At 69.8% G+C, this 13,453-nt stretch carries 16 protein-coding genes and 1 riboswitch; of the genes, 7 read left to right on the top strand and 9 right to left on the bottom strand.

The annotated features are described in order from the left end of the window. Nucleotides 1–25 precede the first annotated feature (25 nt). From AB0H49_RS06430 to AB0H49_RS06420, 3 genes are all read right to left on the bottom strand, one after another. On the bottom strand, nucleotides 26–340 hold the full coding sequence (locus AB0H49_RS06430) for a multidrug efflux SMR transporter (RefSeq protein WP_357247868.1): 315 nt from the start codon (nucleotides 338–340) through the stop codon (nucleotides 26–28). A gap of 1 nt (nucleotide 341) precedes the next feature. After that, entirely contained in the window at nucleotides 342–656 is a 315-nt protein-coding gene (locus tag AB0H49_RS06425) for a multidrug efflux SMR transporter (protein ID WP_355001284.1), read from the bottom strand. Nucleotides 657–666: 10 nt separating this feature from the next. After that, nucleotides 667–730, bottom strand: a riboswitch (guanidine-III (ykkC-III) riboswitch). Nucleotides 731–738: 8 nt separating this feature from the next. Then, nucleotides 739–1,548, bottom strand: a complete 810-nt coding sequence (locus tag AB0H49_RS06420) for a DUF72 domain-containing protein (protein WP_355001285.1) — start codon at nucleotides 1,546–1,548, stop codon at nucleotides 739–741. Between the two features lie 175 nt (nucleotides 1,549–1,723). Here AB0H49_RS06420 and AB0H49_RS06415 point away from each other — a divergent pair, with 175 nt between their 5' ends. Next, entirely contained in the window at nucleotides 1,724–1,885 is a 162-nt protein-coding gene (locus tag AB0H49_RS06415) for a hypothetical protein (protein ID WP_355001286.1), read from the top strand. Between the two features lie 39 nt (nucleotides 1,886–1,924). Here AB0H49_RS06415 and AB0H49_RS06410 read toward each other — a convergent pair whose 3' ends face one another. After that, entirely contained in the window at nucleotides 1,925–2,302 is a 378-nt protein-coding gene (locus AB0H49_RS06410; RefSeq protein WP_357247863.1) for a hypothetical protein, read from the bottom strand. 168 nt (nucleotides 2,303–2,470) lie between these two features. Between AB0H49_RS06410 and AB0H49_RS06405 the strand changes: the two genes are divergently transcribed. Beyond that, nucleotides 2,471–2,980, top strand: coding sequence for a DUF664 domain-containing protein (locus tag AB0H49_RS06405; protein WP_357247860.1), 510 nt, complete (start codon nucleotides 2,471–2,473; stop codon nucleotides 2,978–2,980). Nucleotides 2,981–2,986: 6 nt separating this feature from the next. Here the strand turns inward: AB0H49_RS06405 and AB0H49_RS06400 are convergent, their stop codons facing one another. Further along, nucleotides 2,987–4,564 (bottom strand): serine hydrolase, encoded by a 1,578-nt coding sequence (locus AB0H49_RS06400; RefSeq protein ID WP_357247857.1) that lies wholly within the window; start codon nucleotides 4,562–4,564, stop codon nucleotides 2,987–2,989. Between the two features lie 254 nt (nucleotides 4,565–4,818). On the opposite strand from AB0H49_RS06400, the gene AB0H49_RS06395 reads away from it, so the two are divergent. The 3 genes from AB0H49_RS06395 (at nucleotide 4,819) to AB0H49_RS06385 (ending at nucleotide 6,994) form a co-directional block, all read left to right on the top strand. Beyond that, on the top strand, nucleotides 4,819–5,442 hold the full coding sequence (locus AB0H49_RS06395; RefSeq protein WP_357247994.1) for a S1 family peptidase: 624 nt from the start codon (nucleotides 4,819–4,821) through the stop codon (nucleotides 5,440–5,442). A 351-nt stretch (nucleotides 5,443–5,793) separates the two neighbouring features. Further along, a complete protein-coding gene (locus tag AB0H49_RS06390; protein WP_355001290.1) occupies nucleotides 5,794–6,153 on the top strand; it encodes a hypothetical protein in 360 nt (119 codons plus the stop codon). A 61-nt stretch (nucleotides 6,154–6,214) separates the two neighbouring features. Then, nucleotides 6,215–6,994 (top strand): helix-turn-helix transcriptional regulator, encoded by a 780-nt coding sequence (locus AB0H49_RS06385; RefSeq protein WP_357247854.1) that lies wholly within the window; start codon nucleotides 6,215–6,217, stop codon nucleotides 6,992–6,994. A gap of 1 nt (nucleotide 6,995) precedes the next feature. On the opposite strand, the gene AB0H49_RS06380 is transcribed toward AB0H49_RS06385, so the two are convergent. Further along, nucleotides 6,996–7,841 (bottom strand): fructosamine kinase family protein, encoded by an 846-nt coding sequence (locus AB0H49_RS06380; protein ID WP_357247851.1) that lies wholly within the window; start codon nucleotides 7,839–7,841, stop codon nucleotides 6,996–6,998. A gap of 195 nt (nucleotides 7,842–8,036) precedes the next feature. Continuing rightward, on the bottom strand, nucleotides 8,037–8,912 hold the full coding sequence (locus tag AB0H49_RS06375) for a TIGR03619 family F420-dependent LLM class oxidoreductase (protein ID WP_067783268.1): 876 nt from the start codon (nucleotides 8,910–8,912) through the stop codon (nucleotides 8,037–8,039). 147 nt (nucleotides 8,913–9,059) lie between these two features. Between AB0H49_RS06375 and AB0H49_RS06370 the strand changes: the two genes are divergently transcribed. Continuing rightward, complete coding sequence (locus AB0H49_RS06370; protein ID WP_355001293.1) at nucleotides 9,060–9,683, top strand: TetR family transcriptional regulator; 624 nt, start codon at nucleotides 9,060–9,062, stop codon at nucleotides 9,681–9,683. Between the two features lie 524 nt (nucleotides 9,684–10,207). On the opposite strand, the gene AB0H49_RS06365 is transcribed toward AB0H49_RS06370, so the two are convergent. Beyond that, complete coding sequence (locus AB0H49_RS06365) at nucleotides 10,208–11,005, bottom strand: DUF2470 domain-containing protein (protein ID WP_357247846.1); 798 nt, start codon at nucleotides 11,003–11,005, stop codon at nucleotides 10,208–10,210. A gap of 94 nt (nucleotides 11,006–11,099) precedes the next feature. Here AB0H49_RS06365 and AB0H49_RS06360 point away from each other — a divergent pair, with 94 nt between their 5' ends. Next, the gene (locus AB0H49_RS06360) at nucleotides 11,100–12,191 is read left to right on the top strand and encodes a hypothetical protein (protein ID WP_355001295.1); all 1,092 of its coding nucleotides are present in this window, start codon (nucleotides 11,100–11,102) and stop codon (nucleotides 12,189–12,191) included. Here AB0H49_RS06360 and AB0H49_RS06355 read toward each other — a convergent pair. Further along, nucleotides 12,170–13,450 carry an alpha/beta hydrolase gene (locus tag AB0H49_RS06355; protein WP_357247843.1) on the bottom strand — a complete coding sequence of 427 codons (1,281 nt, stop codon included), beginning with the start codon at nucleotides 13,448–13,450 and terminating at the stop codon, nucleotides 12,170–12,172. The genes AB0H49_RS06360 and AB0H49_RS06355 overlap by 22 nt on opposite strands. Nucleotides 13,451–13,453: the final 3 nt, after the last annotated feature.

Below are 13,453 nucleotides of genomic sequence, written 5' to 3'. Positions count from 1 at the left end.
CACGCCACGCCGGTGTCTTCGCACCCTATTGCACGAACTTCAGTCCGATGACGCAGGCGATGATGCCGCCGAGGAAGGCGATCCTGGCCGCCGAGACGGTCTCGGCGCCGCTCGCCATGGCGTACCCGACGGTGAGCGCCGCACCGATGCCGATCCACACGGCGTAAGCCACGCCGATCGGTATGCGCCGGGTGGCCAGCGCCAACCCGATCATGCTCACCGCCAACGCGATTCCGAACACCGCCGTGGGCACCGGCCGAGAGAACCCGTCCGACATGCCGAGCGCGGTCGCCCACACGGCCTCGAACACCGCGCTGACGATCAGCAGCGGCCACGCCATCTCAGCTCACCGCCTTCAGTCCGGCCACACAGGCGACCAGCCCGCACAGCAGCAGCGTCCGCGCCAGGCTCGTCCGCTCTTTGCCGGTCGACACCGCCCACACCGCGGTGAGCACCGCGCCGACGCCGACCCACACCGCATAGGCGGTGCCGGTGGGCAGGCTGCGCATGGCGAACGCCAGTCCGATCATGCTGGCGACGAGCGCCGCCGCGAACACGAGGGTGGGAACGAGACGCCGGAAACCGCGGGATTCGGCGAGCGCCGTGGCCCATACGGCCTCCAACACCCCGGCGACGAGAAGAACGACCCAAGCCACGACCGACCTCCATGGTCAGTCTTGTCGCTGTCCGGGTACTGAGCCCTCGTCCGGAGGCCCGCCGCGGACCTTGTCTTCGACGCTAGCACGCGACGCGGGCCCGCAACGCCAGCGCGTCGCGCGGGGCCATCACCTTGGCGTCGTTGTCGAAGTAGACGTACACGTCGCCGTCGCGCGCCCAGGACCGGATCTTCTCGGCCCACATGTCCAGCCCCTCGTCGGTGTACCCGCTGACGTAGAGCTCGTCGTGCCCGTGCAGCCGGACGTACACGAAATCCGCGGTGACGTCCTCGAGCAGCGGATACTTGCCCGCCGCGTCCGCGACCACGAGCGCGATTCCGTGCTCGCGCAACAGCTCCGGGAATTCCGGCGTGACGAAGCTGGGATGCCGGATCTCCAGCGCGTGGCGCAGCGGCCGGTCCGCGTCGGCGGTGGTGTGGGCGGGGTCGACGCGGTGATCGTGTCTGCTCGCGATCTCGGCGGCCTGCGCGGTGCTGCGCGGCAGGTGGGCGAAGAAGCCGGTGAGCAGGTCCGGGTCGAACGGCATGGTCGGCGGCAGCTGCCACAGGATCGGCCCGAGTTTGGGGCCGAGAGCGAGAACGCCGGAGGCGAGGAAATTCGCCAGCAGCGTGTCGCCGTCGCGCAGCCGTTTCATGTGGGTGATGAAACGGCTGCCCTTCACGGCGAACACGAAGTCCTCCGGTGTCTGTTCGGCCCAGCGCAGGTAGCTCGACGGTCGCTGCAACGAGTAGAACGATCCGTTGATCTCCACGCTGTCCATTCGCTCGGACAGGTAGCCGAGCTCGAGCCGCTGGGTCAGTCCCACCGGGTAGAACACGCCGCGCCAGCCTCGGTACAACCATCCCGAGGTGCCGATCCGGATGTCGCCCATGGATCCCATGGTGGCAGGCGGGGCAGCGGGAGACGAGTTCGCGGGCGAGTGGCGGGGGTGGGTGAAAGGCGGAAAACGAGGCGCGGCAGGATCTTCGAGGGTTCGACGGCCCGCGGTTCGGGTACGTCATGGTCGGATCATTCGCTTTTCAACTGAGTTCAATCGGAGGAATCACATGTCGAAGGTCGATGCCGTGCGGCTGTCGAGCGTGCTGGGCATCGATGTGGCGCAGGCGATGCTGCGGCTGCGCAACGAACGGTATCCCGGCGAGAACGAGCACGACACGTGCCTGCGTCTGATCGCCGAGGCCGCGCAGCGCAGGCGCCACGGCGCCTGAGGCGCGTCGTCCGAGCCGAACGCAGGTCGGCTCGGGCTTCTATCGGTTGCGGTGATCGACGCGGCCGCAGTCGCCGCTGACGTGGAGCGCACCGTCCCCGCGCGACCTCGCCGAGAACCTGGCCAACGCCTCGCTCAACGCGCTGACGTCGCCGAAGGCGAGGGTGCGAGCGTCGATCGCACGGGCGATCTCGCTTTCCAGCTCGATCACACGCACCAGGACGCGCAGCACCTCCGCATCGCGCGGCCTCCACGTTTCCGCATCACGAACCAATTCCTCGGCGATCGCCCCGGCCCGGTGGAGATCGCGCACCGCGCCCGCGGCGTCGCGGCGGCGGACCGACAGCTGTGCCTGAGTGCGCAGGGCCTCGATGTCGCCGAGGCGAACGTCGAGATGGCGGGATCCGGGTGACGTCACGATGTCCTCACTGGGTACCTGTGGCAACGGGTGGTCCGGTTGTGTGCTCTACGCGGTGCAGTGCATATCGCCGGTGTACCCCGCGCCGTGACACTGTCGCGTGGATCGCCCCGCAGTGGGTAGGTCCCGAGGACGGGAGCACATCGACGACGCGAGGAGGCGATGGCGATGACGAGCGCGCAGCTGCTCACCGACGGGTACGAGCGGGTGAGGGAAGCGGTGTACGAGGCCGTGGACGGCTTGGACGAGGACGCGCTGACCTTCCGGATCGACCCGGGCGCCAACACGATCGCCTGGCTGATCTGGCACCTGACCCGGGTGCAGGACGATCATGTCGCGGACGTCGCGGGCACCGAGCAGGTGTGGACCGCACAGGATTGGTACGGCCGTTTCGGCCTGCCGCTGGACGAACAAGCGACCGGCTACGGCGACGGCCCCGAGGAGGTCGCGTTGGTGCGCGCGTCCGCCGACTCGCTGTCGGGCTACTACGACGCCGTGCACGAGCGGACCCTCGACTTCGTGCGCGAGCTGACCGACACGGATCTGGCGAAGGTGATCGACACCCGCTGGGACCCACCGGTCACCCTCGCCGTTCGACTGGTGAGCGTGATCTCCGACGATCTCCAGCACGCGGGCCAGGCGGCGTACGTGCGCGGGGTGTTCGACCGTACGAGGTGAACCGCGTCAGGTTCGGGTGAAGACGCCGAGACCGTCGGCGTCGAAGTATTCGAGGGTGAGGGTGTTCCCGGAGAAGGTGGCGCGGGAGACCGAGCCGGTGGTGGCGTTCTCGCCGGTCGGGGTGAACACGAAGGTGTCGCCGTCCCAGTGACGCAGCGGGAAACGCATGTTCCGCGGCCCCAGGGTGAGGGTGAGCGCGTCGTCCTCGACGGCGACGGTGGCCGGACCGTAGTAGGCGTTGTCGTAGCGACCCGCGTAGGACGGCAGCGGTTGCGCAGGGGCGGGCCGCGCGGGTGGTGACGCACCAGCCAGGCTGCCGCTCGGCGCGCTGAACGGCGCGAACGCCTCCCGATAGAGCGCGCGCCAGTCCTCGCGGACGGTGCCGAACTGGACGAGGTCGGCGAATTCGGCGTTGAGCGTCTCGGGCAGCCCGATCGGCGCGGCGTTGGTGAGCGTCACGATGCCGACGTTCACCGAGGGGATCAGGGTGAACGCGGTGGCGGCGCCGAGGTCGAAGGCGCCCGAATGGCCGAGCACGACCCGTCCCGCAGGGGAGACGCCGACGTTGAAGCCGTAGCCGTAGAACCCGGCGCGCGCGTCGAAGGCCGTCGGCGGGGCGGACACCGCTTGCGGCGACACCGCGGGTCGTAACGCGTCCGCCGCGAGGAACGGTCGGCCCTCGGCGAGCATCATCGTCATCCATTTGGTGAGATCGTCCACCGACGAACTGACCCCGCCCGCAGGGGACTGGGCGTCGGGATCGCGCGGCGGGTCCGCGACCCGATACGTGCCGTCGACGAGCACGTGACCGTCGGCGCGGTCGGTGCGTGCGCGGAAGTCGCTGTACCGCGAACTCGTCGAGGTCATGCCGAGCGGCTGGTAGATCTCCTTGTCCGACAGCGTCTCCCAGTCGGTGCCCGCCGCGGTGGCGACCGCGACGGCGGCGGCGGTGAGACCGAAATTGGTGTAGGCGTAGGAGTCGCGGAAGGCGTCCAGCGGCAGCTCCCGCAACCGCTCCAGCACCTGGTCGCGGTCGTAGCCGAGATCCTCGAGCAGATCGCCCGCGTGATCGGGGAGCCCGGACCGATGCGCGAACAGATCACCGACGGTGACCTTCTCGGTGACGTACGGATCGCTCAACGCGAACGTGGGCAGCAGCTGGCGCACCGGAGTATCCCATCGCACGGCGCCCGTGGGGACCTGCCGTGCGACGACCGTCGCCGCGAGCGATTTCGACACCGACGCCAGCTGGAACACCGTCTCCGGACCGACCTTGGCGTCCGAGCCCACCGCGCGCACGCCGAAACCCTTGCGGTACACCACTTTTCCGTCGTGCACGACAGCGACGGCGAGTCCGGGGACATGCGAGGTCGCCAGCAGGCTCTGGGCGAGTTCGTCGAGCCGATCCACCGCCTGGCCGACCTGTCCGTCGGGGATCGTCACCCCGGCGACCTGGTTCGGCGACTCGACGGAGGTGCTGGGCGCGGGCGACTGCGGAGCGGGTGCGTCGACGCAGCCGCCGACGAGCAGTCCCGCGGCCAGTAGCGCCGCGAGACCCGGAATTCTCCGCCGATCTCCGCGCACGGCCACTCCCGGGGCTCGTTGTCGACACAAACCCTCCTCGAGCGTAGAGCAACCGATCTTGCGACGAAAGGCTCGGCGGAGGGCGGTGGTGTTTGCCGCACGGGTTTCGCGGTAGTCCTCACCAACGAACCACTGACCGTCGGCGGACACCTCCGGTCGCCGACCCGCGGAGAGGAGCTTCGATGAGTCAGCTGCCGAAAGGCCGCGACGTCAGACGGCACACCGTAGTGACGCGCGGCGCTTCCGCCTTGGCGATGGCGGCCACGGTATTCCTCGCTCCGGTCGCGGGCACCGCGACCGCCGCCGATCCGCCGGTACTCGGCGGCGGCTCGGGCATCGTCATCGCCAACCAGGCCGAATGCACGCTCACCGCGATCGGCAATGATCGCGCCGGGCGTCTGGTCGGCCTCACCGCGGGACACTGCGGGAACGCGGGAGCGACAGTGCTCGCCGAATCCGATCCCAACTACGGCGTGATCGGCAGGTTCGCCCATACCGATCCCGTACTGGACTACGCGGTCATCGAATTCGACCCGGAGCGGGTCACGCCGGTGCGTCAGCTCGGCGACCTCGCGATCACCGGCCTCGGCGCACCGGCACGGTTCCCGGCGGTCGTCTGCAAGAAGGGCCGCACTACCGGAACCACCTGCGGCGTCGCGTGGGGCGGTGTGGGCCCGGCCGCCGAGACCTGGACCCAGTTGTGCGTGCTCGAAGGCGACTCCGGCGCGCCCGTGGTGGTCGGCACGACGCTCGTCGGCATGGTGAACGCCTACCTCGGCGTGGGTTGCTTCGGGCCGGAAGTGGGTACCGACATCCATGCGGTGGTCGCGGATCTGGACGCACGTGACCTCGTGGGTGCGGGTTTCCGGCCGATCTGATCGGCGCCGTTCGCGAAAGCTCGGCGGGTGCTCGCGGGTTGCCGCAGGTGAGCGATTGCCGGGCGGTTCGATCGAGGTGCGCGTCGGTGCGATCGCCGGTCCATCATGTGAATCGTGCGTCTTTTTCATCCTGCGCGCGCCAGTTCTCCTATTTCACCAAATGCCAATGGATTCCGTGTGCGTCGCATTAGTCAAGTGGTGCTCGAATCTCAACACGAGGCGTCCCGGTTTGGGGTTGGTCACAACGACCAGATCGCCCGGCGAGGGTGTTTGCCGAATTCGCGCCGCCGAATCGCTTTCGAGGTTGCTGGTGGATACCGTGGGGGCACATCGGGAGGAAGCGGAATCCACATGGGCCCCAACGACGCCGAGGACGACGGCATGTCTGCTCCGGTGCGGGACTTCGGCACGGCGATCCGCATGGGCCTCGACCTCGCGCTGGCGTTGGTGGAGGACACCGACACCTCGCTGGACGGCATGCTGCGCACCCTCGAGCGTCACACCACCCGGTGGGCGCTGGACGGTGTACCCATCGACGAGATCCAGCACGCGGTCCACGACGGCGTCAGATCCGGGCTCGCCCAACTGCGCGACGACGCGGAACCGGACCTCGACTGCGTACTCGTCGTGGATCTGCTCGACGTCATGACCTCGGCGGTGTCGCGCGCGTACGTGGCGGCCGACCGCACCGTGCGCGGCACCGCGCCCTGAGCCGCGCTCATTACCTCGCGGGTAATCGTGCGGCGCCCGCCGGATTCGTAGGATCGGCGAGGTGAGTACTCGAACAGCGGGCGATCTGCTGCGGCACTGGCGGCTCGAGCGTCGACTGAGTCAGCTGGAGCTGGCCGGCCGCGCCGAAACCTCCGCGCGCCACCTCAGTTTCATCGAGACCGGCCGCGCCACCCCGAGCCGCACGATGCTCGCGCACCTGTGCGATCACCTCGACATACCGCTGCGCGAACGCAACCGTCTGCTGCTGGCGGCGGGCTACGCGCCCGCCTACGCCGAACCGACCCTCGACACCCCCGAGATGGACGCGGTGCGGCAGGCGATGCGCCAGATCCTGGTCGGCCACGAGCCCTACCCGGCGCTGGCCATCGACCGGAACTGGAACATGGTGGAAGCCAACGCCGGTGTGGCAGTGATGCTCACCGGTATCGACGCGGGGCTGCTCACCGCGCCGGTCAACGCGCTGCGGCTGAGCCTGCATCCCGGCGGCCTCGCGCCGCGGATCGCCAACCTCCCCGAATGGCGCGGACACCTGTTCGCCCGGCTGTCGCGCCAGATCGAGATCACCGGCGCCCCGGAACTGATCGCGCTGCGCGCGGAATTGCGCGCCTACCCGGGCGGGGAAACCGAGGTCGCGCTACCGGAGCCGGAGCAGGTCACCGTCCCGCTGCGGCTGCGCCACGACGGCGCGGAACTGTCGTTTCTGTCGGTGACCACCGTGTTCGGCACGCCGATGAACGTCACCGTCGCCGAGCTCGCCATCGAATCGTTCTTCCCCGCCGACGCCGAAACGCGAAAGTACTTGAACGCGTTGAGTTCCTGAGTCATGCCGAGAGTGCGGCGCGGGCGGCGGCGAGAGTCTGCGCGCGATACCCGGAACCGAACAGCGCGACGTGCACCAGCAGCGGATGCAGCTGATGCAGCGGAACCCGAGAACGCCACCCCGCCGCCAGCGGGCGAGTCCGCTCGTAGGCGGCGACGACCCGATCCAGGTGCGGTGCGCCGAACAATGCGAGCATCGCGAGATCAGTCTCCCGGTGCCCGCCGTGCGCCGCCGGGTCGATGAGCACCACGCCCGCCTCGGTCCAGCGCAGATTGCCCGACCACAGATCACCGTGGAGGCGCGCCGGTGGCTCGGGCGGACCCGCCAACTCCTCGATGGACTCCATCACTCGCTCCAACAGCCGCACCCCGTCCGCGCCGAGCACGTCCGCGGTGCGGGACACGAACGGGCGCAACCTGCGTTCGGCGTACCAGCGTGCCCACGGACCCTCGCTCGGCGTGTTGTCCAGCGGGAGTTCGGCGATCCAGCCGGGCCACGGCGCGCCGAAGACCCCCGGCGAATCCGCGTGCAGCACAGCGAGATCCCGGCCGAAGCGTGCCGCCGCGGCAGGCGAGGGCGCGACGTCGGGCAACCACGGCAACACCAGCATCCCGTCCTCGGCGGCCAGCACCGGCGGAACCAGCGCGGAATGGCCCGCCCCGAGCCAGCGCAGACCGGCCGCCTCCGCCGCGAACACCCCATCCCGGTCCGCGGCGGCCTTGACGAAGACGACGCGACCGTCGGAAAGCTCCGCCCGGTGCAGCGTCCAGTCGTGGCTCGTCCCGAGGTCGGTCACCGCGTGGACGGCGACACCCAGCGATGCGCTCAATCGGTCGGCGATGCTCACCGCACCACCGTATGCGTACCTCCGCCTTCGCTACGGCCGTGCGCGGCTCGCGAACGGACTTCGTCCGACTGCGCCCCTGGTGCGTACCTGTGCCTTCGCTATGGCCATGCGCGGCTCGAGGCCCGACTTCGTCCGGCTGCCCTCGCTCGGCCGTGCGCGAGTCTTCGGGCGGGCATGCGGCCGACCGCGCCGATCTCAGGACGCGGTGCGCGCGATGACGTGCTCGGCGAACCGGGACAGGTTCGCGATCTTGGTCTCCAGACTCTCGGTGTCCTGATCGCGGGTATACGGATTGCGGAAGCCGACGATGACGTCGGTGACGCCCTTGTCCTCCAGCCGCTTCACACCGTCGACGGTGAAACCGTCCAGCGAGATGACGTGCACCTCGAAATCCTTGCGGGTGCCGTACTCGGCCCGCAGCTTGTCCAGCTTGGCCAGCAGCCGATCGAGCTCGGCGGGATCGCCGCCCGCGTGCATCCATCCGTCGCCGCGCTGGGCGGCACGCCGCAGCGCCGGACCGCTGTGCCCGCCGATGAGGATCGGGATCGGCTCGGTGGGCACCGGATTGATCTTGATCGGCGGCAGGTCGTAGAACTCGCCGTGGTACTCGAAATAGCCGCCCGCGGTGAGGCCGCGCACGATGTCGACGCACTCGTCCATGCGCGCGCCGCGCTTCTCGAACGGCACGTCCATGATCTCGAAGTCGTCCGGCCACGGGCTGATCCCGACACCGAGGCCGAATCGGTTGCCGCTCAGCGCCGCCACCGACGCGGCCTGCTTGGCCACCAGCACCGGCGGGCGGATGGGCAGCTTCAGCACGAACGGGGTGAACCGCAGCTTCGTCGTCGCGGCCGCCATCGCCGCCGAGAGCACGAACGCCTCGATGAACGGCTTGTCCTCCAGGAACTCCCGGCTGCCGTCGGGGGTGTAGGGGTAGGTGGCGTCGGAGTCGCGCGGATAGGCGACGCTGTCGGCCACCGCCATCGAGGTGTACCCGGCCGCCTCGGCGGCCTGCGCCAAAGGCACGTAGTAGGACGGGTCGGTCATCGTCTCCGCGTACGTGAACCGCATGGAATCAGCCTTCCTGCTCGGTCGTCGCCGGACAACAGCTCGTCGGTGGGCGGCACGCCCACGGCATCGCCATGGCGAACATCTCCCAGCCAATTAATCACTGGTGATTAACTTGGTCAAGACTCGGGTTCAGTACAGTGGGTGCCTATGCAAGCCGACGACTCGCGCGCCGCCCTGCTCGACGCGGGGGAGCGACTCATCGCCGAACGCGGCGTCGACGTCCCGCTGCGCGACATCGCCGCCGCCGCGGGCCAACGCAACAACTCCGCGGTGCACTACTACTTCGACTCCCGCAACGGACTCGTCGAAGCCATCGTCGAGCGCCGGATGAACCGCCTCGAACAGCGCCGCATGGAACTGCTCGCCGCCCACGAAGCCGACGGCACCGGCGCCGACCCGCACGCACTGGTCGGCATGCTCGTCGGACCCATGCTCGAACTCGTCGGCCAAGACCGCACCAGCCACTACGGCCGCTTCCTCGAAGTCGTCCGCACCCACCCTGTCATCGCCGACGCCCGCCGCCTCGCCGGCGCCGACCGTGCCGCGGTCCGCATCATCGCCACCCGCCTCGGCGCCGCGCTCCCGCAGCTGTCGCCCCGCCACCGCCGCCGACGCCTCGAAACCATGACCACCGTGCTGTTCGCACTCGTCGCCGACTACGAACGCGCACTCCAAGACGGCAGCCGCACCCCGCACCTCGACACCGACACCGCCGAGATCGCCGACATGCTCGTCGCGATGCTCACCGTGCCCGCCCGCGACCCGGCCTGAGCCCATGCGACCGACGTCGCCGCGGTCGCTGATCGGCGTGCTTGCCGGGCTGCCTCGCGGGCGCGTAACGCTCCTACTGCGCCTGAGCCTGAGAGCAGGGAGCGATCCGCTCGATCATCGAGCCGCGCCGCCTCGGCGAGTGATTATCCCGCCGAGGATCCGGTGGCTCTGCGGCGTTCTGCCCGATCATCCCGCTGCCACGCGGGATCGTAAAACTCCTACTGCGACTGAGCCTCAGGGCAGGAAGCGGCCCGTGCGATCATCGAGCCGCGACGCCTCGGAGAGGGAGCATCGCACCGAGGATCCGGCACCTCCGACGACGAGTCCGGCCTCGCACAGCGACCGCCGCATACTCGCCCCAGCATTCGCGGCCGCATCACGCACCACCCTCGCGGACGATGATCAGTGAATCCGCCACGACCGGCGGACATGCCGTCCGCCACCCCCGATACCGCTCCATGACAGCCAGCATCACCGAGTCCGCACGTGACCGGAAGCGTAGGACTACTCAGCCGACCGCGACCTCAGCCCTCCCGCGCCCGCCGCGCCAATTCCACTGTCGCCGCACGCAATCCGTCGACACCATCCAGCCGCTCCGCATAACCCACCCGGGTCCGCGCCACCCCGCGCGGCGTCTCCACCCGCAGGTCCAGCCCGTACCGATCCGCCCGCTCGCACAGCGCCGCCGTCGCATCCGGATAACCACCGAGCACCCGAGCCATCGACAACAGCGCGTCCGCGTGATCGTCGTTCAGATGCGCGACCGCCCGCGCCGCCACCGGCGCCACCGGATCCGCCTCGGCCGCCAGATACTCCTCGGCCGTCGCCGAATCCATCCGCCCGTACCCGCCGACCCACCGCACCCGGCCGACCCGCAACACCCACAGCGAGAAATCGCTGTACTCGACATACATCCGCGCCGCGGGCACCGCCGCCACATGCGCCTCCCGCGCTGCCGCCAACTCCGCGCCCACCGGACGCTCCACCACCCCCGCCAGCGTGATCCGCGAACCCGCCAACGGATCCGCGGGCCGCTCCGGCGCCACGATCGACAGACTGGCCCGCGCATCGCCCGCCAGATTCCGGCCGTGCTCGGCCATCCGCGACACACACAACACCGGCGCACCGTCCAACAACCCGTACGTCACGAACGACGCCCACGGCGCCCCGTCCTCGCTCAGGCTCGCCAAAGTCGCGATATTCGTCGCCGCCGCAACGGTTCTCGCCTCCTCCGCCGCCGAAGGCCGCGCCGCGTTCACCACCGCACCGAGCGGACCGGGCACCGACGGCGCGTCACCGGGATCACCGTGATCGAGAGTCATGGCCACCAGCGTGCCACGCCGAAACGCCGCCGGAGCCACAACCAATGCAACCCAATACCCCCACGCCGCCACCCGATGCGTGAGGATGTGCCACGTGACCCGATACGCATTCGACGCCGACCGCAACGCACTCGTCGCCATCTGGGCGACCGGACGCGGCGACCTGGCGGAGACGGTGGCCCTGCTGCCGCCGACAACACCCGAGCTGGCAACGGATCTGGCGTCGAATCTGACCACGCTGTCGCGCTTCCACTGGCGCACCTACACCCACCCCGCGGCCGCCGCGGGCGACCCCGACATCCCCGACAGCGAAGCCTGGCGCCGCGCCGAAGAACGCCGCAACTTCACCGAAGTCGAGAACGGCCTGCGCGACCCCAACCTGCCCACCGAAGCCGGACTGCTCGTCTCCTACAGCGGCGTCGTCGAATCCGCCCACCGCGTCGGCCGCTGCCTGCACAGCATCGACACCGACGAACTCACCGAGACCATCGTCGCCGAAATCCGCCGCGAGCAGGCCGCCATCGAAGCCGCCGAACTCGGCGACCTCTCCGGCCGCGCCCGCCAAGCCGTCGAACTCTCCCGCCCCGACGTCTCACCCGCCCAGGTCCACGCCGCGGACACTCTGCTGCGCACCGACCCACTCGGCGCGCCCGAACTGTTCACCGATCTCGACCCCGCCTCCGCCTCCGTCGCCGCCGCCCACTGGCTGCACGCCGCCGCCGAGGTCGCCGGCGAATTCGCCGACCTCCCCATCACCGACGTCATCGCCGAAGCCGACGACATCGAAGCCATCCCTGTCGAAACGCCCAGCCTCGTCCTGGAACGCCTCGACAGCGGCGAGACCGCCACCGACATCGTCACCGACCTCATCGCCGAAGCCGTCTCGGTCTCCGAAGGCCACCTGCCGGCGCCGTGGGCCGTGGTCGCCCGGGTCGCCGAACTCGAAGAGCACGCCCGCCGCTACGACTTCGACAAAGCCACCCGCGCCGCGCTGCTCGCCGAATTCCGGGTCAGCCGACTCGACCCCGCCCGCCCCGCACTCGACCTGCTGGAAGACCTCCTGGACGGCATCCGCGGCTGCCTGCTGCTCTACGCCGCGCACCACGACGACGACACCGACATCGAGGAGCGTTTCGCCGCCGACGTCCGTTTCGCCGCCGACAATCACTCCGAACGACTCTTCTGAGGCGAACCTCGACCCGCCCGGCCCGCACCGAGGGCTGCGGCGGGCTCACCGCCCAACCACCCACGCAACGCCTCGTACACGGCCTCGTGGTTCAGCAGCGTGAAATGATTCGCGCCCGGCAGATGCAGACCGTTCTCCTCCAGAAAACCGAGCCGCCGCGCCCGTCCGCGACCCGAACCGCTCGGGCTCAGCACCAGACCGTCACCGAAGACCCGGCCAAGCGGATGACGCGCACTCCTGGTGAACGTGGCGGTGACGAAATAATGGTCCGCACCCTCCAACAGCGGAACCTCTCGCACCGCACGCCGCTCCAACGCGTCGGCGTCCACCCCGCGCCAATCCTCGTCCACCAGCGAACCGTGCCGAAGATCCCGGATCCCCGCGCTGCGCCGCCGCAGCATCCGGCCCACCGGCCGGGTCTCCGGCAGCCGGACCAGCGCCGCCGACAACCGATGGACAACCTGCTCCAATGGCGCTCCCAGATGCGGCGAGCCGAGACACACCACCTGGCGCACCGACCGCACCCACACCCGATCCTCTTGCGCCGCACCGAAACACGCCGCCCGCGCCACCAGCCCGCCCATCGAATGCCCCACCAACGAGATGCGCCGCACCGGCACCGGCCAATGCTCGACCAGCCGCTCCATCAGATCGGACAGCTCCCGCGCGTTCTCGGAGATGTGCAGCCCGCTGTTGTACCGCACCTGAACGCACGCGCACCCCAGATCGGTCGCCAAGCGCTCGCCGTACGTCGCGCGCCCACCCAATCGCCACGCGTGCTCCGTCTCGACCAGGCCGTGCAGGAACACCACCAGGTGTCCGCTCGGCGCGAGGTGCGCGGTAATCGACTCCGGCGCAACGGGATTCCCATCCACCCGCAGCGACATCGGAGCCGCGAGAATCGGCATGCCGTCCTCGAGGCGGTCGCCGATCAGACCTTGCAGCGCCGCGAGGAATCCCGACCCCCACACGGTGCGGGACGGTGGCGCGCCCGGGATATCCGCCGCCCGTTCGCCCACCGCCCCCGCGGTGATCGCGGCGGTGCCGACGATCCGGTACACGCCGTCGCTGATCGCATCGTGCACCACCTTGACCGGCTCGGCAGCGGGACCGACGCCCCAGCGCACCGCGGCGAAAACACGATTCGACACCGCCCGATGGATCGTCGCGATGCCATCCACCGCGCCGCCCAGCTCATCACCCGCCAAACGGGCAAGGGCGCGCACCTCCGCCCGGCGTTGCGGGACACTCTCCGACATGGC

The organism is Nocardia sp. NPDC050713 (genome assembly GCF_040654315.1).
GTDB lineage: Bacteria > Actinomycetota > Actinomycetes > Mycobacteriales > Mycobacteriaceae > Nocardia.
The sequence above is the reverse complement of the archived record's forward strand: the minus strand, read 5'-3'. Positions and strand labels throughout refer to the sequence as shown.

Excerpts from the sequence above, each read along its gene's own strand:
- AB0H49_RS06390 (WP_355001290.1), top strand. The coding sequence starts at position 5,794 with ATGGGCCCCAACGACGCCGAGGACGACGGCATGTCTGCTCCGGTGCGG.
- AB0H49_RS06405 (WP_357247860.1), top strand. The coding sequence starts at position 2,471 with ATGACGAGCGCGCAGCTGCTCACCGACGGGTACGAGCGGGTGAGGGAA.
- AB0H49_RS06430 (WP_357247868.1), bottom strand. The coding sequence starts at position 340 with ATGGCGTGGCCGCTGCTGATCGTCAGCGCGGTGTTCGAGGCCGTGTGG.
- AB0H49_RS06420 (WP_355001285.1), bottom strand. The coding sequence starts at position 1,548 with ATGGGCGACATCCGGATCGGCACCTCGGGATGGTTGTACCGAGGCTGG.
- AB0H49_RS06395 (WP_357247994.1), top strand. The coding sequence starts at position 4,819 with ATGGCGGCCACGGTATTCCTCGCTCCGGTCGCGGGCACCGCGACCGCC.
- AB0H49_RS06355 (WP_357247843.1), bottom strand. The coding sequence starts at position 13,450 with ATGTCGGAGAGTGTCCCGCAACGCCGGGCGGAGGTGCGCGCCCTTGCC.
- AB0H49_RS06370 (WP_355001293.1), top strand. The coding sequence starts at position 9,060 with ATGCAAGCCGACGACTCGCGCGCCGCCCTGCTCGACGCGGGGGAGCGA.
- AB0H49_RS06365 (WP_357247846.1), bottom strand. The coding sequence starts at position 11,005 with ATGACTCTCGATCACGGTGATCCCGGTGACGCGCCGTCGGTGCCCGGT.
- AB0H49_RS06415 (WP_355001286.1), top strand. The coding sequence starts at position 1,724 with ATGTCGAAGGTCGATGCCGTGCGGCTGTCGAGCGTGCTGGGCATCGAT.
- AB0H49_RS06375 (WP_067783268.1), bottom strand. The coding sequence starts at position 8,912 with ATGCGGTTCACGTACGCGGAGACGATGACCGACCCGTCCTACTACGTG.